The sequence below is a fragment of the Vibrio sp. V01_P9A10T6 genome, assembly GCF_963877065.1.
Classification (GTDB): Bacteria; Pseudomonadota; Gammaproteobacteria; order Enterobacterales; family Vibrionaceae; genus Vibrio; species Vibrio anguillarum.
The window spans coordinates 1-21,121 of record NZ_CAWNTB010000153.1 but is presented as its reverse complement, the minus strand read 5'-3'; the positions used below and the strand labels follow the sequence as shown (position 1 = coordinate 21,121).

16 protein-coding genes and 1 pseudogene are annotated in these 21,121 nt (G+C 45.8%); 4 read left to right on the top strand and 13 right to left on the bottom strand.

All coding sequences use genetic code 11. The features are described 5' to 3' along the window. Positions 1-81: 81 nt before the first annotated feature. The 3 genes from AACQ21_RS09975 (at position 82) to AACQ21_RS09965 (ending at position 3,965) form a co-directional block, all read left to right on the top strand. A complete protein-coding gene (locus AACQ21_RS09975) occupies positions 82-969 on the top strand; it encodes a DMT family transporter (RefSeq protein ID WP_105977185.1) in 888 nt (295 codons plus the stop codon). A gap of 156 nt (positions 970-1,125) precedes the next feature. Further along, positions 1,126-2,658 carry a 2,3-bisphosphoglycerate-independent phosphoglycerate mutase gene (gene gpmM, locus AACQ21_RS09970; protein ID WP_013857941.1) on the top strand — a complete coding sequence of 511 codons (1,533 nt, stop codon included), beginning with the start codon at positions 1,126-1,128 and terminating at the stop codon, positions 2,656-2,658. Between the two features lie 221 nt (positions 2,659-2,879). Further along, positions 2,880-3,965: a murein hydrolase activator EnvC family protein gene (locus AACQ21_RS09965; protein ID WP_258174228.1), complete on the top strand. Its 1,086-nt coding sequence runs from the start codon at positions 2,880-2,882 to the stop codon at positions 3,963-3,965. Positions 3,966-4,002: 37 nt separating this feature from the next. On the opposite strand, the gene AACQ21_RS09960 is transcribed toward AACQ21_RS09965, so the two are convergent. The 4 genes from AACQ21_RS09960 to nudC all read right to left on the bottom strand — a co-directional run bounded on the left by AACQ21_RS09960 (position 4,003) and on the right by nudC (position 7,897). After that, positions 4,003-4,965, bottom strand: coding sequence for a hypothetical protein (locus tag AACQ21_RS09960; RefSeq protein ID WP_017049034.1), 963 nt, complete (start codon positions 4,963-4,965; stop codon positions 4,003-4,005). 89 nt (positions 4,966-5,054) lie between these two features. Next, entirely contained in the window at positions 5,055-5,693 is a 639-nt protein-coding gene (locus AACQ21_RS09955) for a TetR/AcrR family transcriptional regulator (protein ID WP_017043942.1), read from the bottom strand. A gap of 101 nt (positions 5,694-5,794) precedes the next feature. Continuing rightward, positions 5,795-6,862: a uroporphyrinogen decarboxylase gene (gene hemE / locus AACQ21_RS09950; protein ID WP_010318957.1), complete on the bottom strand. Its 1,068-nt coding sequence runs from the start codon at positions 6,860-6,862 to the stop codon at positions 5,795-5,797. 249 nt (positions 6,863-7,111) lie between these two features. After that, complete coding sequence (gene nudC, locus AACQ21_RS09945; RefSeq protein WP_181185568.1) at positions 7,112-7,897, bottom strand: NAD(+) diphosphatase; 786 nt, start codon at positions 7,895-7,897, stop codon at positions 7,112-7,114. Between the two features lie 180 nt (positions 7,898-8,077). Here nudC and AACQ21_RS09940 point away from each other — a divergent pair, with 180 nt between their 5' ends. Next, entirely contained in the window at positions 8,078-8,572 is a 495-nt protein-coding gene (locus AACQ21_RS09940; protein WP_013857948.1) for an Rsd/AlgQ family anti-sigma factor, read from the top strand. A gap of 90 nt (positions 8,573-8,662) precedes the next feature. Here the strand turns inward: AACQ21_RS09940 and rpoC are convergent, their stop codons facing one another. The 9 genes and pseudogenes from rpoC to tuf form a co-directional block, all read right to left on the bottom strand. Continuing rightward, positions 8,663-12,865 (bottom strand): DNA-directed RNA polymerase subunit beta', encoded by a 4,203-nt coding sequence (gene rpoC, locus AACQ21_RS09935; RefSeq protein WP_013857949.1) that lies wholly within the window; start codon positions 12,863-12,865, stop codon positions 8,663-8,665. Between the two features lie 79 nt (positions 12,866-12,944). Then, the gene (gene rpoB, locus AACQ21_RS09930; protein ID WP_010318961.1) at positions 12,945-16,973 is read right to left on the bottom strand and encodes a DNA-directed RNA polymerase subunit beta; all 4,029 of its coding nucleotides are present in this window, start codon (positions 16,971-16,973) and stop codon (positions 12,945-12,947) included. A 252-nt stretch (positions 16,974-17,225) separates the two neighbouring features. Continuing rightward, entirely contained in the window at positions 17,226-17,591 is a 366-nt protein-coding gene (gene rplL, locus AACQ21_RS09925) for a 50S ribosomal protein L7/L12 (protein ID WP_010318962.1), read from the bottom strand. Between the two features lie 60 nt (positions 17,592-17,651). Continuing rightward, positions 17,652-18,140 carry a 50S ribosomal protein L10 gene (rplJ, locus tag AACQ21_RS09920; protein ID WP_026027617.1) on the bottom strand — a complete coding sequence of 163 codons (489 nt, stop codon included), beginning with the start codon at positions 18,138-18,140 and terminating at the stop codon, positions 17,652-17,654. Positions 18,141-18,428: 288 nt separating this feature from the next. Beyond that, positions 18,429-19,130, bottom strand: a complete 702-nt coding sequence (rplA, locus tag AACQ21_RS09915) for a 50S ribosomal protein L1 (protein ID WP_013857952.1) — start codon at positions 19,128-19,130, stop codon at positions 18,429-18,431. Positions 19,131-19,134: 4 nt separating this feature from the next. Beyond that, the gene (rplK, locus tag AACQ21_RS09910) at positions 19,135-19,563 is read right to left on the bottom strand and encodes a 50S ribosomal protein L11 (protein ID WP_010318965.1); all 429 of its coding nucleotides are present in this window, start codon (positions 19,561-19,563) and stop codon (positions 19,135-19,137) included. 133 nt (positions 19,564-19,696) lie between these two features. Continuing rightward, the gene (gene nusG, locus AACQ21_RS09905; RefSeq protein ID WP_013857954.1) at positions 19,697-20,245 is read right to left on the bottom strand and encodes a transcription termination/antitermination protein NusG; all 549 of its coding nucleotides are present in this window, start codon (positions 20,243-20,245) and stop codon (positions 19,697-19,699) included. Positions 20,246-20,257: 12 nt separating this feature from the next. Next, positions 20,258-20,638 carry a preprotein translocase subunit SecE gene (secE, locus tag AACQ21_RS09900; RefSeq protein ID WP_026027616.1) on the bottom strand — a complete coding sequence of 127 codons (381 nt, stop codon included), beginning with the start codon at positions 20,636-20,638 and terminating at the stop codon, positions 20,258-20,260. A gap of 253 nt (positions 20,639-20,891) precedes the next feature. Further along, positions 20,892-21,121 (bottom strand): annotated as a pseudogene (tuf, locus tag AACQ21_RS09895) (elongation factor Tu); the annotation flags it as partial.

The window sequence follows — 21,121 nt, the reverse complement described above, 5'->3', positions numbered from 1 at the left end:
GAGGCAAGCCCATAAATTCCCTTTGTTTTCCCCTAGCGCTTAAGGCATATTGAGATCCTTCCCTCGTTCAAGGATGTTTACATGGGCTACGAATGGCTCGCGCTTGCTGCCGCGTTTCTTTGGGCAGTAGCCAGTTTACTGTCTGTTACTCCCGCTCGCCATTTAGGAACCTTTGCTTATAGCCGTTGGCGCATGGGCTGTACTTCTCTCATTTTAGTGAGCATGGCGTTGGCAACTGGCGGCTGGGCAACGGTAAACAGCGAGATGGTAACACCCATGATGTATTCGGGGTTGATTGGCATATTCATTGGCGATACGGCGCTGTTTGCGTGTTTAAATCGCATGGGGCCAAGACAAGCCGGTTTACTCTTTTCCTGCCATGCCGTTTTTTCGGCCATTCTCGGCTATTTTTTATTCAGCGAAAGCATGAGCCATGCAGAGCTAGTGGGCGCGACTTTTGTCTTTTCAGGCGTTCTAACGGCCATCTTTTTTGGCCGCCGAGGGCAAAATCATAATGCATTGGAAGCAATTAAAGGCCGAGTATGGGTTGGCATTACACTTGGCCTTATCGCGGCTCTATGCCAAGCATTGGGTGGGATCATCGCCAAACCTGTGATGCAAACGGGGATCGACCCCATCGCCGCTTCCGCAATTCGAATGCTCACCGCCTTCACCGCACACTGCTTACTGTTGGCTACTGGTGCAAAATTAGCACGCGCCACTCAAGCCATTACGCTGCCCATTTTTACCATTACCGCCATCAACGGTTTTCTTGCGATGGCGGTCGGAATGACGTTAATTCTCTACGCACTGCGTGAAGGCAACGTGGGTATGGTGGCCTTGCTCTCCTCAACCACGCCCATCATGTTGTTGCCTATTTTATGGATGTATACCAAACAGCGGCCCAACCGCTTCGCTTGGTGTGGCGCACTGTTTGCCGTGCTTGGGACGGGAATTTTAGTTTATTAAATGGCGCTAAAAAGGCACCGATGTTGATCAATAGGCTACCTTTATAGGCATTGATAGGGAGAATCATTGATCTTAACCTACTGCAATCGCTTCAAAGTGTAGTAAAATTACGCTAATTTCTGTTTAAGTTACTTTGAATTTGACGAGGTCATAACTATGTCAGCTAAGAAGCCAATGGCTTTAGTAATTCTTGACGGTTGGGGTTACCGTGAAGATAACGCACACAACGCAATCAGCAATGCACATACTCCAGTCATGGATAGCTTAATTGCAAACAACCCAAACACTCTGATTTCTGCTTCTGGTATGGATGTAGGTTTACCGGATGGTCAAATGGGTAACTCAGAAGTCGGTCACACCAATATCGGTGCTGGTCGTATTGTTTACCAAGACCTGACACGCATTACTAAATCAATTCTTGATGGTGAATTCCAACAAAACGAAGTGTTAGTCAACGCGATGGATAAAGCCATCAAAGCGGGCAAAGCGGTTCACCTATTGGGGCTAATGTCGCCAGGTGGTGTTCACTCGCATGAAGATCATATCTACGCTGCCGTTGAAATGGCTGCTGCCCGTGGCGCTGAGAAAATCTACCTCCACTGCTTCCTTGATGGCCGTGATACGCCACCACGCAGCGCCGAAGCCTCATTGCAACGCTTCCAAGACCTATTTTCTAAATTAGGTAAAGGTCGTATCGCCTCACTGATTGGTCGTTACTACGCCATGGATCGCGATAACAACTGGGAACGCGTACAAAAAGCTTACGACCTATTGGTTGAAGCCAAAGCAGAATTTACTTTTGATTCCGCCGTGGCAGGCCTTGAAGCCGCTTACGCACGTGAAGAAAATGATGAATTTGTTAAAGCGACAGAAATCAAAGCTGAAGGCCAAGACTCTGCTGCGATTGAAGATGGCGATGCCGTGATTTTCATGAACTACCGCGCCGACCGTGCACGTGAAATTACTCGTGCCTTCATACCAGATTTCAACGGGTTTGAACGTGCGAAGTTCCCAGCAATTGACTTTGTGATGCTAACCCAATACGCCGCCGACATTCCTCTGCTGTGCGCATTTCCACCAGCATCACTAGAAAACACCTACGGTGAGTGGCTATCAAAGGCGGGCAAAACTCAGTTGCGCATCTCTGAAACAGAAAAATACGCGCACGTCACCTTCTTCTTTAACGGTGGTGTTGAGAACGAATTCCCAGGCGAAGAGCGCCAATTGGTTGCTTCACCTAAAGTGGCAACTTACGATCTGCAACCGGAAATGAGCGCGCCTGAACTGACTGAAAAACTCGTTGCGGCAATCAAATCGGGTAAATACGATGCGATTATCTGTAACTACCCGAACGGCGATATGGTTGGTCATACTGGTATTTACGAAGCGGCCGTGAAAGCATGCGAAGCGCTTGATGAGTGTATCGGAAAAGTGGTTGAAGCGATTAAAGAAGTCGATGGTCAGCTACTGATCACAGCAGACCACGGCAATGCAGAAATGATGGTGAACCCAGAAACAGGGGGCATTCATACCGCACATACCAATCTGCCAGTGCCGCTTATCTACGTCGGTAGCAAAGATCTTAAGCTAAAAGATGGTGGTAAGCTTTCTGACCTAGCACCAACGATGCTTGCTCTATCGAACATGGACATCCCGGCAGAAATGTCTGGTCAAGTGTTGTTTAAATAACTCACCAACCACGTGCTATTGAGCCTCGATAAATATCGAGGCTTTTTTTCGCCCAAGAACTCGATTTGATTGCAAGTTTTGACATAGGGCTTTCGCCTCGCGGATGGCTTTGAGTATACTGACTCACTAATTTGTCGATAGAGACTTGAAAACGGATGAGAAACAAGCCTTCACCACACCTAATTACTATAACGACTTGGTGGCATGCACTTAGCCTAGTGATGGTGTTAGGGCTAGCTTGCCTCTCCAGCTCACCGTTAATGGCTGCCACACAACAAGAGCTAAAAGGGGTGAAAGGCGAAATTTCTCGTCAGCAGCAAGCGTTAAATAATCGACAAAAAGAGCTCGATTCGTTGCAAAATGCGCTTAAAAAGCAAGAAGTAGGCATTTCAAGTCTAGAAAATCAGATCAAAAACACCAAATCAGAATTAGTAGTGGCTAACGCTAATATCGCTAAACTCAAGCAAAAGATCACGGCCTTAGAAACACAACAAACACAGCAAACCGCCAAATTAGCTCAACTGATCAAAACCTATTACGCCACTCAGCGAGCGACGGCCTCATCTAACATACTCAATAATGGCGTGGAAGAAGATCGCATCAGCCAGTATTACCAACACTTGGCGAAGGCGCGCAGCCAAACCATCCAACAGCTTGAACTTACGCAAAAAGAACTCAATGAAAGTGAAAAACAGCTGCGACTTGAACGAGACCAAATCGCCTCTCTATTAGAGCAGCAGACCCAAAAGCGCACTACATTGGCAAAAACGCAGTCAGAACGACGCAGTACAGTGGGTAAAATTCAAAAAAGTATTTCCAGTGATAAAGTCTACTTAGCCGAATTGCAACGCAATGAAACGCGATTACAAGCAGAAATCGCCAAAGCAGCAAAACGTAACGCTGTGCTAATGGATGGGTTAGCGCCGCAAAAAGGCAAGCTACCTTGGCCAGTCAAAGGCAAAATCCTGCATGCTTTTGGTACACGCCAAAGTGGACAAATTGATTGGAAAGGCCTAGTCATTGACGCCAATTATGGTCAAAACGTCAAAGCGGTTTATTCTGGCACGGTCGTGTTTGCTGAATATCTACGTGGTTATGGGCTAGTGGTTTTGCTCGATCATGGCAAAGGCGATATGACCTTATACGGCTTTAACCAAAGTTTGCTCAAAAAAGAGGGCGATAAAGTCACCGCCGGTGAAACCATTGCTTTAGCGGGCGACACTGGCGGTCAATCTCAGCCAGCGCTCTATTTCGAAATTCGTCGCAACAGTAAAGCCGAAGACCCAACACGCTGGCTCAGTCGCTAGCAAAACACATTCATCACCCTGTTAATCCGGGCGAGCGTTAGTGTGATGAATAGTACGCTTCTACTTGAGTAATGAATTGGGTCAATTGTCTTTTATCCAACGAATTAATACCCGCCGCTGCTTCTCGCCCGCCTCCGGTTGCAAAGGCGCTGCATAACCTATCCGCTCCCTGTTTATTGGCTAATGGAGCACGTAGCGAAACGGTATAACCACCCGATGAATTTACCGTTAAAACCATGTGTGCCGCGGCGGGTGCTTGATTGGCTAGCCAATTACTAAACACACCACTCACTCGCTGTGATGATGCACAATCTGGCAGCTCGTACACGCTCAAACAGGCACTTTTATAGATAGGCTCTAACGACTGAGCGAGCTGCATATCTTGCTCATAAGCGTGCTGCAAATGATAAAAAGGGGAGTTGTCATCCTTCATTAAATCAAACGGTGAAGGATAAACTAGCAAGGCTTGGTACAAATCAGCGGGGTGATAATGAAGCTGCTCTATCGTCTCTCCATAACCGTTATAGTTAATCAAGGTGCCTAAGTTTTTTAGTTGTTCGGCTTGAGTGGTCGTTAGCCCCGCGTTGCGCGCTAAAGTATCCGCTTTAGCAATCAAATTATCGCCATAAGCTGCCACAATCGCCCACTCATGGAACGGACCACCTAACCACTGATCAATAATTAATGCCGTACAAGTATTAGGGTCCAAATCAATATGGGCGTCAAGCAGCGGAGTCTCGGGAACTGAGCCTGCATAGTGATGATCGGCATAAAACACCGTCACCCCCGCCGCAAGAGCCTGCTGTAAAGGTTGCTGATTCTTCTCCATCGAAATATCTAACACGGTCAGACTATCTCGGGATTGAAGATTAAGACGCTGGAGCAATTTGATATCACGCTTAACCCCAGTAACTAGGGTCGTCGTGCGAGGGTAAGCAAGCCGCAGCTGAAGAAGAGAGATGATGCCATCAGCATCACCGTTAAAAACGTCATAGTGCATATCAACACCACCCTTAGAGATGTATAGCTAAGAAGCTAACAGCTTCAAAGGATTAAGAACAATACTCAAAGGTTATAACTAAGCACACATTATGATGCGTGCATCGCCCGCACACCTTCCTCTAATAATAGAAGCTGTTCAAGACCTTGTTCCGTTGCTTTGGGTTTAACGACTGCGATCATCTGTAGCATGCCTTGATGAATCACTTGCTCGGTGATCTGCGTTTTGGAAAACATCGCTGACTGATAACTCAACCAACACGAAGCCGTCATATGGAGAGTGGTCACTAAAGATTGCATCTCTTCTTTCCCGACAGACAGCAATTTCAGCTCAACAAAAGCGTGCATAATATTAATGAGATTAGTTTGCAGCTTTTCTTGTACTTGAATGTACTCACCATGTAGTACTTCATCACGCTGCAGGATTTCCGGTAAATTGGCATAGAAAAAACGGTATTTCCACATCAAAGTGAAGATCGAATCAAGATAATGCTTTAACAGAGTTAAGCTTTCGCGCTGTGCCGCAATCGGCTGAAAACGTTCGAGTAACTCTGCTGAATAGAGAGCAAAAATATCACGAACAATTTCTTGTTTATTACGAAAGTGATAATACAAATTACCTGGGCTGATTTCGATATGTGCTGCGATATGGTTAGTGGTCACCGTTCTTTCACCATGTTCATTAAACAGCGCTAATGCAGCATAAACGATCTTATCTTTGGTCTTCATCTTGTCTTATTACCTCTTTACCTCTGTGAACCTGCTCCTATCAAATAACAGGATGAGAGTGAGAAACGGTGCATTATCGGCGATAAGGCACCGCAAACCTATTATTGATGGTACGGTTTAGACAAGGCGTGCACCGCATCAACAAATATGCCCGCATTTTCCGGTGGCACATCTAAATGGATACCGTGTCCGAGGTTAAAGACATGGCCCGTTCCACCATGGCCGAATCCTTCAAGAATGGTCGCCACTTCTTGGCGAATACGATCATGCGGAGCATAAAGCATGGATGGGTCCATATTACCTTGCAGCGCCACCTTGTCACCGATACGCGCTTTGGCGTCGGCAATATTGATGGTCCAATCAAGCCCTACAGCATCACAACCCGTTGCAGCAATCTGCTCCAGCCACATGCCACCGTTTTTGGTAAACAGAGTGACGGGTACGCGGCGACCTTCATTTTCACGAATTAAACCATCCACAATTTTGTGCATATACTGTAGTGAAAAGAGGTTGTAGTCGCGCGGCGTCAGTACTCCGCCCCAAGTATCAAAAATCATAACAGACTGAGCACCCGCTTTGATTTGTGCGTTAAGGTATTCAATAACACTGTCTGCCAGTTTATCGAGCAAGGCGTGCAGCACGCTAGGATCGGCGTACATCATTTTTTTGATCTTAGTGAAAGCTTTTGAGCTGCCACCTTCCACCATATAAGTCGCGAGTGTCCATGGGCTGCCTGAAAAACCGATCAATGGAACTTCACCTTGTAGATCTTTGCGGATCTGGCGTACGGCATTCATCACATATTGCAGTTCGCCTTCCGGATCCGGTAAGCCAATTTTATCGACATCGGCTTTACAAGTGATCGGGCGTTCAAACTTTGGCCCTTCTCCCGCTTCAAAATACAAACCCAATCCCATGGCGTCAGGAATGGTTAAAATATCAGAAAATAAAATAGCGGCATCTAATGGAAAGCGACGTAATGGCTGTAATGTCACTTCAGAAGCTAGCTCAGCATTTTTACACAGCGCCATAAAATCGCCCGCTTCGGCACGCGTTGCGCGATACTCTGGCAAGTAACGTCCCGCTTGGCGCATCATCCATACAGGGGTGCAATCGACAGGTTGTTTTAACAGTGCACGCAAGTAGCGATCATTTTTTAATTCAGTCATTCCGTCTTCCAATTTAAAGCTTGTTATTTTTTGTGGCGTTATTCTAGCACTGAATAAGCGCCAAAAACGGTGTGCTTTGCAAGCGAGATCATGTTATTAACTTTTAAATCAATGGTTAATTTGCAAGCAACCTTTAACGGTGTTAAAAATTTGTTCGCTAGCGAAAACTATAATTATAAACTGAGTACTCTGTACTCGGCATCTCATAACGACATCTTACTTACCCCCTCCTTCACCGGAGGGTTTTTTTTAGCAATGCGGCAGTGAATCTTTCTCGATTTCGCTTAACGTGTGCTCTATTAATGCTCTGGCTATCGTCCCTTCGGGCGCAACAGGAGGCAAAGCACTTGCTAAAAACCATTGCGCATTACTCAATTCACTATAGTCGGGTTTTATCGTGCCAGAGTCATATTCCGCCACAAAGCCCATCATCATACTCGATGGAAATGCCCAAGGCTGGCTACCAAAATAGTGAATATTTTTCACATGAATCCCCGTTTCTTCAAGCACTTCACGTGCCACGCACTGCTCTAACGTCTCCCCGACCTCTAAAAAACCAGCAATAACGGTATACATGCCGTTACGATGCCTTGGGTGCTGGGCCAATAAAATTTTATCCTGATTTCGTACCGCGACAATAATGCAAGGAAAGATACGCGGATAATGTAACGTTCGACACTCAGAACATTGCATCGCCAATTGGTTATGGTTTAGGTAATTTCGCCCGCCACATTGTGGACAAAAACGTAACGTTTGGCTCATGTGACCATATTGAAGCGCCTTGCTGATCGCCAAAAATAGTTCTGGTTTGACATGCAACAATTCGCGCAACGAAGTCATTTCTCGCTCGCCATCAAGATCGGCATCATTAACCCACATCACTGGGTAACCATCACAACTATCTACCACCACCGCTTTTTCTAAAGGCAGGGAATATTCGTCCGCAGATCCTAGCGGTAACTCACCATTTATGGTCCAGATCTCACTTCCGGAAACTACACACCAATAAGCGATTTTTGTATCACTATTTTTCAACATGTTGCGACCTCTCTTCTTGCAGTTACCCCATTTTACTGGCAATCTAAATTCATACCAGAATTTGTAACGTTCCAAATTTAGTTCTATAAATTCTAGTAAGGACAATGAGTTGTATCTACGAAGTGCAACCCTACGCAAAGGAAACGGTCACCAGCTTTGTGACCCGATCATGAGGGCATGGTCATGCTAAAAAAACTAAAACGCACACAAGAGCAATGGGGCGGTTACAGTGACGTTATTGATCACTGGTTAAACACGCGACAAACCTTAATTGTAGAGTATTGCAAATTAGCCGCGCTGCAACCTTGCACCGCCAAAACGAATGTTAACGGGCTTCCCTCGCCAGAAGAGCTGCAACGTTTTTGCCAACAACTGGTGGATTATATTTCCGAAGGTCACTTCAAAATCTACGATATGGTGATGGATAGGTGGCGTGCAACTGGCTTTGAAGCCACCGATGAAATTAATCAGACTTATGGAAAAATTATTGTTACTACCGAGCCGTTACTCAATTTTACAGATAAATACGCGGCAGTGAGTGATGAGGATGATCTCGAAAACTTTGACAACGACCTTTCGCTAATTGGTGAAATTATTGAGGTGCGTTTTGGAGTGGAAGATAGTTTGATTCAACTTATCGCGGACAGCTTGGCTATCCCTCCTGGTGCTTAATATTGAATATTTTGCTGTAATCATTCGCGTAGATTAATTAAGCGCAACAAAAAAGGCACCCGAAGGTGCCTTTTTTAATCAGCGCTGAGATTACTCTTCAGAAGAGAAACCTGCGTTTAGCAGTGCCGCTAGGTTATCTGTCGCTTGTTCAGCAGACGGGCCTTTTAGCTGTGCCGCACGTTTAGCTTGACGCTCTTGGTGGTAAGCGAAACCTGTACCCGCTGGGATCAGACGACCAACGATTACGTTTTCTTTCAGACCGCGAAGATCATCTCGTTTACCAGAAACAGCCGCTTCTGTTAGTACGCGAGTTGTCTCTTGGAACGATGCCGCAGAGATGAACGATTCAGTCGCTAGAGATGCTTTAGTAATACCTAGTAGCTCACGCTCGAAACGAGCAGGCTGTTTGCCTTCGGCTTCTAGGTTACGGTTTGCAACTTTCACTTGTGAGTATTCAACTTGCTCACCCGCTAGGAACTCAGAGTCGCCAGCATGAGTAATCGTACACTTACGTAGCATTTGACGAACGATAGTTTCAATGTGCTTATCGTTAATCTTAACGCCTTGCAGACGGTAAACTTCTTGAACTTCGTTAGCGATGTAAGACGTTACAGCATGGATACCACGTAAACGTAGGATATCGTGCGGAGTCTCAGGACCATCAGCAATAACGTCACCACGTTCGATCTTCTCACCTTCAAACACGTTAAGTTGACGATGCTTAGGAATCATTTCTTCATAAGTTTCGTCACCCTCACGAGTGATGATTAGACGACGTTTACCTTTGGTTTCTTTACCAAAGCTCACAGTACCTGTGTGCTCAGCAAGAATCGCAGGCTCTTTTGGTCGACGAGCTTCAAACAAGTCAGCTACGCGAGGTAGACCACCCGTGATGTCTCGGTTACCGCCAGATTTTTGTGGAATACGCGCTAATGTGTCACCAATACCAACTTCAGCACCATCTTCGATGTTAACGATCGCTTTACCCGGTAAGAAGTATTGAGCTGGCATATCAGTACCAGGGATCATGACATCTTTACCTTTCGCATCAACAAGTTTGATAGCTGGACGCATATCTTTACCTGCTGCTGGACGAGCGGCAGCTTCGGTTACTTCGCTTGAAGATAGACCCGTTAGGTCATCTGTTTGGCGAGAAACCGTTACACCATCAATCATATCAACGAATTGGATGCGACCAGCCACTTCAGTGATGATTGGCATGGTGTGCGCTTCCCAGTTAGCCACTGTTTGACCAGCTTCAACCGCGTCGTTATCACCTTTACTCAACACAGAGCCGTAAGGCAGTTTGTGTTTTTCTTTCGTGCGACCAAATTCGTCAATGATAGTCAGCTCTGATGCACGAGATGTGATAACCAGCTTCTTATCTTTGTTGATAACGAACTTAGCGTTGTGAAGTTTCACAGAACCTTTGTTCTTCGCTTGGATGCTGTTCTCTGCCGCAGCAGTAGAAGCCGCACCACCGATGTGGAACGTACGCATCGTTAACTGTGTACCCGGCTCACCGATAGATTGAGCAGCAATAACACCGACTGCCTCACCTTGGTTCACTAGGTGACCACGAGCAAGGTCACGACCGTAACATAGCGCACAACAGCCGAAGTCCGCATCACAGGTTACCACTGAACGTACTTTCATATTATCGACAGAGTTCTCATCGATAATCTGACACCACTTCTCATCAATCAGAGTATTACGTGGAATAAGTACTTCTTCAGTGCCTGGCTTCATCACATCCTCAGCCACAACACGACCAAGAGCCAGTTCAGTTAAAGAAACTTTAACATCACCACCCTCGATATGAGGCATCATGTCGACACCTTCTTGAGTGCCACAGTCATGCTCTGTCACCACAACGTCTTGTGCAACGTCTACTAAACGACGAGTCAGATAACCTGAGTTCGCTGTTTTAAGTGCTGTATCGGCTAGACCCTTACGTGCACCGTGGGTAGAGATAAAGTACTGTAGTACGTTCAGGCCTTCTTTAAAGTTTGCTGTGATAGGCGTTTCGATGATTGAACCATCTGGACGCGCCATCAGACCACGCATACCTGCAAGCTGACGAATCTGAGCAGCAGAACCACGAGCACCCGAGTCAGCCATCATATAGATGCTGTTAAACGATTCTTGTTGTTCTTCTACACCATCACGGTTGATCACGGTTTCAGAAGATAGGTTATCCATCATCGCTTTCGCAACACGGTCGTTGGTAGACGCCCAGATATCGATAACTTTGTTGTAACGCTCACCCGCCGTAACAAGACCTGATTGGAACTGTTCTTGGATTTCGCGTACTTCTTCTTCAGCTTCAGCAATTTCAGTGTATTTCGCTGCTGGTACAACCATGTCGTCGATACCAACTGACACGCCTGACAGTGCTGCATAAGCAAAACCGGTGTACATGATTTGGTCAGCAAATACGACCGTATCTTTCAAACCAAGCTTACGATACGCTTCGTTTAATAGATTTGAGATCTGTTTCTTACCAAGCTTCTGGTTCACGATGCTGTATGGCAAGCCTTTAGGCACGATTTGCCATAGCATGGCACGACCGACAGTCGTATCGACCATCTTAGTCTCAGTTGTGCTGTAACCATCTTCATCAACAACGGTTTCAGTGATACGTACTTTAACGCGTGCGTGTAGCGCCGCTGTCTTAGTACGGTATGCCTTCTCAGCCTCTTTAGGGCCAGCCAGGTACATACCTTCACCTTGTGCGTTGATTTTTTCGCGAGTCATGTAGTACAGACCCAAGACCACGTCCTGTGAAGGTACGATGATCGGATCACCGGATGCTGGCGACAGAATGTTGTTCGTCGACATCATCAGTGTACGAGCTTCAAGCTGTGCTTCTAAAGTTAGAGGCACGTGAACCGCCATTTGGTCACCATCGAAGTCCGCGTTATACGCCGCACACACAAGTGGGTGCAGTTGAATCGCTTTACCTTCAATCAGTACAGGTTCGAACGCTTGAATACCAAGACGGTGCAGTGTTGGTGCACGGTTTAGTAGTACTGGGTGTTCACGAATCACTTCGTCTAGGATATCCCAAACAACCGCTTCTTCACGCTCAACCATTTTCTTAGCTGCTTTGATCGTCGTGGCCATGCCGCGAGTTTCTAACTTGCTGTAGATAAATGGTTTAAATAGCTCAAGTGCCATCTTCTTAGGAAGACCACACTGGTGCAGACGTAAATATGGACCTACTGTGATTACAGAACGGCCTGAGTAGTCTACACGTTTACCAAGTAGGTTCTGACGGAAACGACCTTGTTTACCCTTGATCATATCAGCAAGAGATTTCAGAGGACGCTTGTTAGAACCTGTGATCGCACGACCGCGACGACCGTTATCAAGTAGCGCATCAACAGATTCTTGCAGCATACGCTTTTCGTTGCGTACGATGATGTCCGGAGCTGCTAGCTCTAGAAGGCGCTTCAAACGGTTGTTACGGTTGATCACACGGCGGTACAAATCGTTCAGATCAGATGTCGCAAAACGACCGCCATCTAGTGGTACTAGAGGACGTAGATCTGGCGGAAGTACCGGAAGCACAGTCAGGATCATCCACTCAGGGTTATTACCTGAGCTGATAAACGCTTCAACAAGCTTCAGACGCTTAGTCAGTTTTTTGCGTTTAGTTTCAGAGTTAGTGGTTTGTAACTCCTCACGCATCATCTCTGTTTCAGCGACAAGATCCATTGAACCCAATAGGTCTTTGATCGCTTCTGCGCCCATCTTCGCCGTGAACTCATCGCCCCACTCTTCTAGACGGTCAAGATACTCTTCTTCAGTAAGCATCTGACTCTTTTCTAGATCCGTCATACCCGGCTCTGTTACTACATACATTTCGAAGTAAAGAACACGTTCGATATCACGTAGAGGGATATCCATTAGCAGACCGATACGAGACGGTAGCGATTTTAGGAACCAGATGTGAGCAACCGGTGATGCAAGCTCGATGTGGCCCATACGGTCACGACGAACTTTAGTTTGTGTAACTTCAACGCCACATTTTTCACAGATCACGCCACGGTGTTTCAGACGCTTATATTTACCACAAAGACATTCGTAGTCTTTGACTGGACCAAAAATACGCGCACAGAACAGACCATCACGTTCAGGCTTGAACGTACGATAGTTGATCGTTTCAGGTTTTTTAACTTCACCAAAAGACCATGAACGAATCATGTCAGGTGAAGATAGACCGATTTTGATTGCATCAAATTCTTCGGTCTTATGCTGTGCTTTTAGAAAGTTTAATAAGTCTTTCACAATCAGCTCCTGTAAGGAGTTAAAAGGCGCTCGGCGAGCGCCTTTCTACCAGGATAATCCAGAGGGTTTACCGCCAAGATTACTCTTCGTCTTCTAGCTCGATGTTGATACCTAGCGAGCGGATCTCTTTCAGCAATACGTTGAAAGACTCTGGCATGCCAGGTTCCATGCTATGGTTACCATCAACGATGTTCTTATACATCTTCGTACGACCGTTAACGTCATCTGACTTAACAGTAAGCATTTCTTGTAGTGTATATGCAGCACCGTATGCTTCTAGTGCCCACACTTCCATCTCACCGAAACGCTGACCACCGAACTGAGCTTTACCACCAAGTGGTTGCTGAGTTACTAGGCTGTACGAACCTGTTGAACGAGCGTGCATCTTGTCATCAACAAGGTGGTTCAGTTTGAGCATGTACATGTAACCGACAGTTACAGGACGCTCGAATGCATCACCAGTACGACCATCAAACAGTGTTAGCTGACCAGAAGTTGGTAGGTCGGCTAGGCTTAATAGTTCTTTGATTGATGCTTCTGACGCACCATCAAATACTGGAGTTGCAATCGGTAAACCACCACGAAGGTTGTTCACAAGAGTACGAACATCACCATCAGACAGAGCAGCAATATCTACTTTCTGACGCGTATCGCCAAGATCATAAACCTTCTGTAAGAACTCACGCTGCTTAGACAGCTCTTGTTGTTCTTTAACCATTTGGTTGATCTTGTCACCAATACCTTTTGCAGCCAGACCTAAGTGAACTTCAAGGATCTGACCGATGTTCATACGTGACGGTACACCCAGTGGGTTTAATACGATATCAACCGGCTGACCGTTTTCATCGTAAGGCATGTCTTCAACAGGGTTGATCTTAGAGATTACACCCTTGTTACCGTGACGACCTGCCATCTTATCACCAGGCTGGATACGACGTTTCACCGCTAGGTAAACTTTAACAATCTTCAGAACGCCAGGCGCTAGATCATCACCTTGAGTGATTTTGCGACGTTTCGCTTCGAACTTCTTATCGAAGTCAGCTTTTAGCTCATCCCACTGCTCAGCAAGCTGTTCAAGTTGAGATTGTAGCTCGTCGTTTTCTAATGTTTGTTCTAGCCATTTCTTACGATCGATCGCATCAAGCTTCGCTTCAGAATAGCCACCATTGATCAGTACAGCTTTCACGCGCGCTAGTAGACCACCTTCAAGAATTTGGAACTCTTCAGTAAGGTCTTTCTTCGCTTCTTTTAGCTGCATGTGTTCAATTTCAAGCGCACGCTTGTCTTTCTCTACGCCATCGCGAGTGAAAACTTGAACATCGATAATGGTACCTGAAACAGAGTTTGGTACACGCAGTGACGTATCTTTAACATCAGAGGCTTTTTCACCGAAGATTGCACGTAGTAGCTTCTCTTCTGGAGTTAGCTGAGTTTCGCCTTTCGGCGTTACTTTACCAACTAGGATGTCACCACCCTTAACTTCAGCACCAATGTAAACGATACCTGACTCGTCTAGTTTAGACAGAGCCGATTCACCTACGTTTGGAATATCCGCTGTGATCTCTTCAGAGCCCAGCTTAGTATCACGAGCAACACAAGAAAGTTCTTGGATGTGGATAGTCGTGAAACGGTCTTCTTGAACGACGCGCTCAGATACTAAGATCGAGTCTTCGAAGTTATAACCATTCCAAGGCATGAATGCGATACGCATGTTTTGGCCAAGCGCTAGCTCACCAAGGTCTGTTGAAGGACCATCAGCAAGGACATCACCGCGAGCTACAGGTTCACCTGGCATCACAGTAGGACGTTGGTTAATACATGTGTTTTGGTTCGAACGTGTGTATTTAGTTAGGTTGTAGATGTCGATACCCGCTTCACCAGATACAAGTTCATCTTCATTAACTTTAACTACGATACGAGACGCATCAACTGACTGCACCATACCGCCACGTTTGGCAACGGCAGTTACACCAGAGTCAACCGCTACATTACGTTCGATACCAGTACCAACCAACGGCTTCTCAGCGCGTAACGTTGGAACCGCTTGACGTTGCATGTTCGCACCCATCAATGCACGGTTCGCATCATCGTGTTCTAGGAACGGGATAAGCGAAGCTGCGATTGATACTACCTGGTTGGTCGCAACGTCCATGTAGTCAACATGTTCACGAGGGTGAAGACCAGATTCACCTTTTTGACGAGCTGTGATCAGCTCATCTGCAAACGTACCTTCTTCAGTCAGAATGGCGTTTGCCTGCGCGATAACAAATTGACCTTCTTGGATAGCTGACAAGTAATCAACTTCATCAGTCACCACACCATCAACAACACGACGGTACGGAGTTTCTAGGAAACCGTATTCGTTACAACGTGCAAATGCTGACAATGAGTTAATCAGACCGATGTTCGGACCTTCTGGCGTTTCGATCGGACATAGACGACCGTAGTGAGTTACGTGTACGTCACGTACCTCAAAGCCAGCACGCTCACGAGTTAGACCGCCAGGACCCAATGCAGAAATACGACGTTTGTGCGTCACTTCTGAAAGTGGGTTGTTCTGGTCCATAAACTGAGAAAGCTGTGAAGAACCGAAGAATTCTTTAACGGCCGCAGAGATAGGCTTCGCATTGATCAAATCTTGAGGCATGATCGCATCAAGATCGCCAAGGCTTAAGCGCTCTTTCACTGCACGTTCAACACGCACAAGACCTACGCGGAATTGGTTTTCAGCCATTTCACCAACAGAGCGAATACGACGGTTGCCAAGGTGGTCGATATCGTCCACTTCGCCAATGCCGTTACGAATGGCGATCAACTTCTTCATCACTTCGATGATGTCAGTTTCGTCAAGCGTACCAAGCTCGCCGGCATCTTCACGCTCAATTGAGCTGTTGAACTTCATACGGCCTACTGTTGATAGGTCATAGCGTTCTTCTGAGAAGAATAGGCTTTCAAACAGCGATTCGGCTGCTTCTTTTGTTGGTGGCTCGCCAGGGCGCATCATGCGGTAGATTTCTACTAGTGCAGAAATACGATCAACCGTACTGTCGATGCGGAGCGTCTCAGACACAAATGGACCATGATCAAGATCGTTCGTAAATAGAACTTCAAGTTTCTTATAGCCCGCTTGTGAAAGATTCGCTAATGCTTCCAAGCTAATTTCTTGGTTTGCGCTAACGATGACTTCACCAGTTGCTTCATTGACATAATCTTTAGAAGCGACTTTACCAACGATGTACTCAACGGGTACTTCGATAAAATCAACGTTATCTTTTTCTAGTTGACGAATATGACGAGCCGTTACACGACGACCTTTTTCGACATAAACGGTACCATTTGCTTCAATATCAAATGACGCTGTTTCGCCACGCAGGCGCTCAGGTACCAACTCCATAAGAAGAGTTTGGTCTTTGACTTCAAACTTCACTTTTTCGAAGAACAGATCCAAGATCTCTTCTGTCGATTTACCAAGTGCACGAAGAATGATCGATGCAGGCAGTTTACGACGACGGTCAATACGCACGTATAGGTTATCTTTTGGATCAAACTCAAAATCTAACCATGAACCACGGTAAGGGATAATACGTGCGTTATAAAGAACTTTACCTGATGAGTGAGTTTTACCCTTATCGCTGTCGAAGAATACGCCTGGGCTTCGGTGCAGCTGGGATACGATAACCCTCTCAGTACCATTAATTACGAAGGTACCATTGTCTGTCATGAGTGGAATTTCACCCATGTAGACTTCTTGTTCTTTAATATCTTTTACAGTACCTGCTGGCGCGTCTTTATCAAAGATCACTAGGCGTAGTTTTACGCGTAGTGGCTTAGAATAAGTTACACCACGAATTTGACATTCTTTAACGTCAAAAACTGGCTCACCAAGACGATAGCTAACGTATTGCAGCTCAGAATTGCCGTTATAGCTCTGAATAGGAAATACAGAACGAAAAGCAGCCTCAAGACCGTATTGTCCTTCAGGATCCTGTTCGATAAACTTGTCGAACGAATCGAGCTGGATCGATAGCAGGTATGGAATGTCCAACACTTGTGGACGAGTACCAAAGTCCTTACGGATGCGCTTTTTCTCGGTATAAGAGTAAACCATGGGGTTCCTCAGCTCGCTGATAAGTGACCCAAACTGCCCACCAATTATTCAAAAATAAAGGGTCATAGGACAGTGACTAACAGCTGTTTACTGTAGTAACACAACATCACTCAAAAATGATAGTTTGTGTGCTTTTGCACGAGTATAAGCGTCTAAACAGCGGGAAAATTCACCCATACCCTACAGCGCAAAAAGGCCGGTGGTCAATAAACCACCAGCCATTAGCCTTGCGGCTAAGAAATTAAGTAATAATTACTTAACTTCAACAGTCGCACCAGCTTCTTCTAGCTCTTTCTTAAGTGCGTCAGCTTCTGCTTGAGAAACTGCTTCTTTAATTGCAGCTGGAGCGCCGTCAACTAGAGCTTTAGCTTCTTTAAGACCTAGGCCAGTTGCGCCACGTACTGCTTTGATTACAGATACTTTGTTTGCACCAGCAGCAGTTAGGATTACGTCGAATTCAGTTTGCTCTTCAACAGCTGCTGCTGCTGGGCCGCCTGCAACTACTGCAGCTGCAGCAGAAACACCGAACTTCTCTTCCATAGCAGAGATAAGTTCAACAACTTGCATTACAGACATTTCTGCAACTGCATCTAGGATTTGCTCGTTAGTAATAGACATAACAATTCTCTTTTAAGTCAACAATAAGTTTATTTAGCAAACAATAAAAAGCAATGCGAATTACGCAGCTTCTTTTTGATCGCGGACAGCAGCGATAGTACGTACCAGCTTGCCAGCAGAAGCTTCTTTCATGCACATCATTAGGCGTGCGATTGCTTCGTCGTAAGTTGGTAGTGTCGCTAGTAGTTCAGCGTCAGTTAATGCGCCTTCAAATGCAGCTGCTTTGATTTCAAAGTGCTTGTTCTCTCTAGCGAAGTCTTTAAAAAGACGCGCTGCAGCACCTGGGTGCTCGTTAGAGAATGCGATCAAAGTAGGACCTACGAATACGTCTTGTAGACATTCGTAAGCTGTGCCTTCCACTGCGCGACGTGCTAGAGTATTACGAACAACTCTCATGTAAACACCCGCTTCACGAGCTTGTTTACGTAGAGAAGTCATCGCGCCTACTTGAACGCCACGAGAGTCAGCAACAACTGCAGAAAGTGCACCACTGGCCGCTTCGTTGACTTCAGCAACAATTGCTTGTTTGTCTTGAAGGTTTAAAGCCATCTTGGATTTACTCCTGGTTGTCGTTACACCACTCACTATTATCACAACAGTGAGAGTTATTTCGGTGCAGTCCCAGAAGAAAGTTTATCTATTCAAAAAATAAATTATGCTTTCTGTCAGTTCGGGCACCATCTACGTAGGTACGATTAAGTCATTTATCAAACAGACAAATAACGCCTACGGTCTTGGACGGAGACTGGGTCATAGTTCTAAGAACTAAAATCAGCCCCAACCACAAATATTAGGCGCAGAATTATACACAAATTCCACACCTAATCAAATGTATTATTACGCTTGAGCGTTTAGCGTGTTCTGATCAACAGCAACACCAGCACCCATCGTAGTAGAAATGCTTACTTTCTTCAGGTAAGTACCCTTAGCAGAAGAAGGTTTCGCTTTCTTAAGTGCAACTAGAAGAGCTTCTAAGTTCTCTTGAAGTTGGTTAGTTTCGAAAGAAACTTTACCGATAGTTGTGTGGATGATGCCGTTTTTGTCGTTACGGTAACGAACCTGACCTGCTTTAGCGTTCTTAACCGCTTCAGCAACGTTAGGAGTTACAGTACCAACTTTAGGGTTTGGCATTAGACCGCGAGGACCAAGAATGGTACCTAGTTGACCTACAACGCGCATTGCATCTGGAGAAGCAACAACAACGTCAAAGTTCATTTCGCCTTTCTTCACTAGCTCAGCTAGATCTTCCATACCCACTAAATCTGCACCAGCAGCTTTAGCCGCTTCAGCGTTTGCACCTTGAGTGAACACTGCAACACGTACTTCACGACCAGTACCGTGTGGCAGAACAGTTGCGCCACGTACGTTTTGGTCAGATTTACGAGCATCAATGCCAAGGTTCACAGCAACGTCTACAGACTCAACGAATTTAGCCGTTGCAAGTTCTTTAAGAAGAGCTACAGCTTCGTTGATTTCGTATTCTTTAGTTGCGTCAACTTTCTCACGGATAGTGCGCATACGCTTAGTTAGTTTTGCCATGATATTAACCCTCTACCACTAAGCCCATTGAACGAGCAGTACCCGCAATAGAACGTTTCATCGCTTCAATGTCAGCACCAGTCATATCAGCCGCTTTCGCTTCTGCAATTTCTTGGATTTGAGCATCAGTAACCGTGCCCACTTTTTCAGTGTTTGGACGGCCTGAACCAGACTTGATGCCTGCAGCTTTCTTCAGAAGAACAGCCGCTGGAGCAGTCTTAGTTACGAACGTGAAAGAACGGTCGCTGTATACAGTGATAACAACTGGAGTAGGCAAGCCTTTCTCCATTGATTCTGTTCTTGCGTTGAACGCTTTACAGAATTCCATGATGTTAACGCCACGTTGACCTAGTGCAGGACCAACTGGTGGACTTGGGTTCGCCATACCAGATGCAACTTGCAACTTGATATAAGCTTCAACTTTCTTAGCCATGATATTTCCTAAATGTGGGTACAAACGCCAATCATCTGATCAGCTCCCCGGTTACTTTGTCATAAAGACGTGTAAATAAGGCGCGAAATTATAATCACATTTCACGCCCTTAACAACCCTAAAAGGTGTTTTTTTAATCAAGCTTATCGACTTGGCCAAACTCAAGTTCAACAGGAGTTGCACGACCAAAGATAGATACTGACACTTTAATGCGGCTCTTCTCGTAATCCACTTCTTCAACGGTGCCGTTGAAATCAGCAAATGGACCTTCATTAACACGAACCACTTCACCTGCTTCAAACATCGTCTTAGGACGCGGAGCTTCGCTCGCTTTCTCTAGACGATTAAGAATCGCATCGGCTTCTTTGTCAGTGATAGGTGCAGGACGATCGGAGGTTCCACCAATGAAACCCATTACACGAGGAACACTACGAACTAAGTGCCAGGACTCATCATTCATGAGCATCTGTACCAATACATAGCCTGGGAAGAACTTGCGCTCACTTTTACGTCGTTGACCTGCACGCATTTCAACAACTTCTTCGGTTGGAACAAGAACTTCACCGAAGAATTCTTCCATTGCGTGCATCTTGATATGCTCACGCAGCGATTGCGCTACGCGACCTTCAAATCCAGAGAAGGCTTGAACTACATACCAGCGTTTTTTAGGAGCTTCACTCATGTATTAAACCCTCTATACCCCAGTCACGAAAGCGACAAGACGAACCATAATGCCGTCGATGCCCCAAAGTGCTAGAGCCATTACGATACTTACAGCTAAAACGATTAATGTTGTTTGCATGGTTTCTTGACGTGTAGGCCATACCACTTTGCGAACTTCCATACGAGATTCACGTGCAAACGCAATCGCCGCTTTTCCTTTTGTGGTTGTCGCAGCAACACCGAGTGCTGCAATAATCAGCGCAACCACACCTGCAGCGCGAAGCACTACAGACATTTCACCATACAGGTAATTACCCACAACAGCGGCAGCTAACAGAGCAAAAGTGACAATCCACTTAAATGTGTCTGCTGCACTTGAGCTATCAGGAATTTCAGCATTGTTTGCTTTCATAAACCAACCTGTTACAAGTCTTAACATAGACGACAACAACCCCGCTGTTGCAGGGCAAATCCATAGCACAGGTAAAGCTACCTATACATACTCATCAAGATAGAAATGTCTCTATCTTAAATCCTTTGCACTGGCTTTATCGACCAACAAATCGACAACGGCCAAATTTAGTGCAGAAAAAGGGCATCAAATGATGCCCTTTTTGGTAGTCGTTAGTCAAATACTATTCGTATTTAAACGGCTAAATCAGCAATTAAGCGATAACTTTAGCAACAACACCAGCACCTACTGTACGACCACCTTCACGGATCGCGAAACGTAGACCTTCATCCATCGCGATTGGAGCGATTAGCTCTACAACCATTTGGATGTTGTCACCTGGCATTACCATCTCTACGCCTTCTGGTAGAGAGATATCGCCTGTTACGTCCGTTGTACGGAAGTAGAACTGTGGACGGTAGCCTTTGAAGAACGGAGTATGAC

What these genes read in the sequence shown, in the direction of transcription:
- rplJ (WP_026027617.1), bottom strand. Translation starts at nt 18,140, where the DNA reads ATGGCTTTAAACCTTCAAGACAAACAAGCAATTGTTGCTGAAGTCAAC.
- hemE (WP_010318957.1), bottom strand. Translation starts at nt 6,862, where the DNA reads ATGACTGAATTAAAAAATGATCGCTACTTGCGTGCACTGTTAAAACAA.
- AACQ21_RS09955 (WP_017043942.1), bottom strand. Translation starts at nt 5,693, where the DNA reads ATGAAGACCAAAGATAAGATCGTTTATGCTGCATTAGCGCTGTTTAAT.
- AACQ21_RS09960 (WP_017049034.1), bottom strand. Translation starts at nt 4,965, where the DNA reads ATGCACTATGACGTTTTTAACGGTGATGCTGATGGCATCATCTCTCTT.
- AACQ21_RS09975 (WP_105977185.1), top strand. Translation starts at nt 82, where the DNA reads ATGGGCTACGAATGGCTCGCGCTTGCTGCCGCGTTTCTTTGGGCAGTA.
- AACQ21_RS09965 (WP_258174228.1), top strand. Translation starts at nt 2,880, where the DNA reads ATGGTGTTAGGGCTAGCTTGCCTCTCCAGCTCACCGTTAATGGCTGCC.
- rpoB (WP_010318961.1), bottom strand. Translation starts at nt 16,973, where the DNA reads ATGGTTTACTCTTATACCGAGAAAAAGCGCATCCGTAAGGACTTTGGT.
- gpmM (WP_013857941.1), top strand. Translation starts at nt 1,126, where the DNA reads ATGTCAGCTAAGAAGCCAATGGCTTTAGTAATTCTTGACGGTTGGGGT.
- nusG (WP_013857954.1), bottom strand. Translation starts at nt 20,245, where the DNA reads ATGAGTGAAGCTCCTAAAAAACGCTGGTATGTAGTTCAAGCCTTCTCT.
- AACQ21_RS09940 (WP_013857948.1), top strand. Translation starts at nt 8,078, where the DNA reads ATGGTCATGCTAAAAAAACTAAAACGCACACAAGAGCAATGGGGCGGT.
- secE (WP_026027616.1), bottom strand. Translation starts at nt 20,638, where the DNA reads ATGAAAGCAAACAATGCTGAAATTCCTGATAGCTCAAGTGCAGCAGAC.
- rplL (WP_010318962.1), bottom strand. Translation starts at nt 17,591, where the DNA reads ATGTCTATTACTAACGAGCAAATCCTAGATGCAGTTGCAGAAATGTCT.
- rplK (WP_010318965.1), bottom strand. Translation starts at nt 19,563, where the DNA reads ATGGCTAAGAAAGTTGAAGCTTATATCAAGTTGCAAGTTGCATCTGGT.
- rplA (WP_013857952.1), bottom strand. Translation starts at nt 19,130, where the DNA reads ATGGCAAAACTAACTAAGCGTATGCGCACTATCCGTGAGAAAGTTGAC.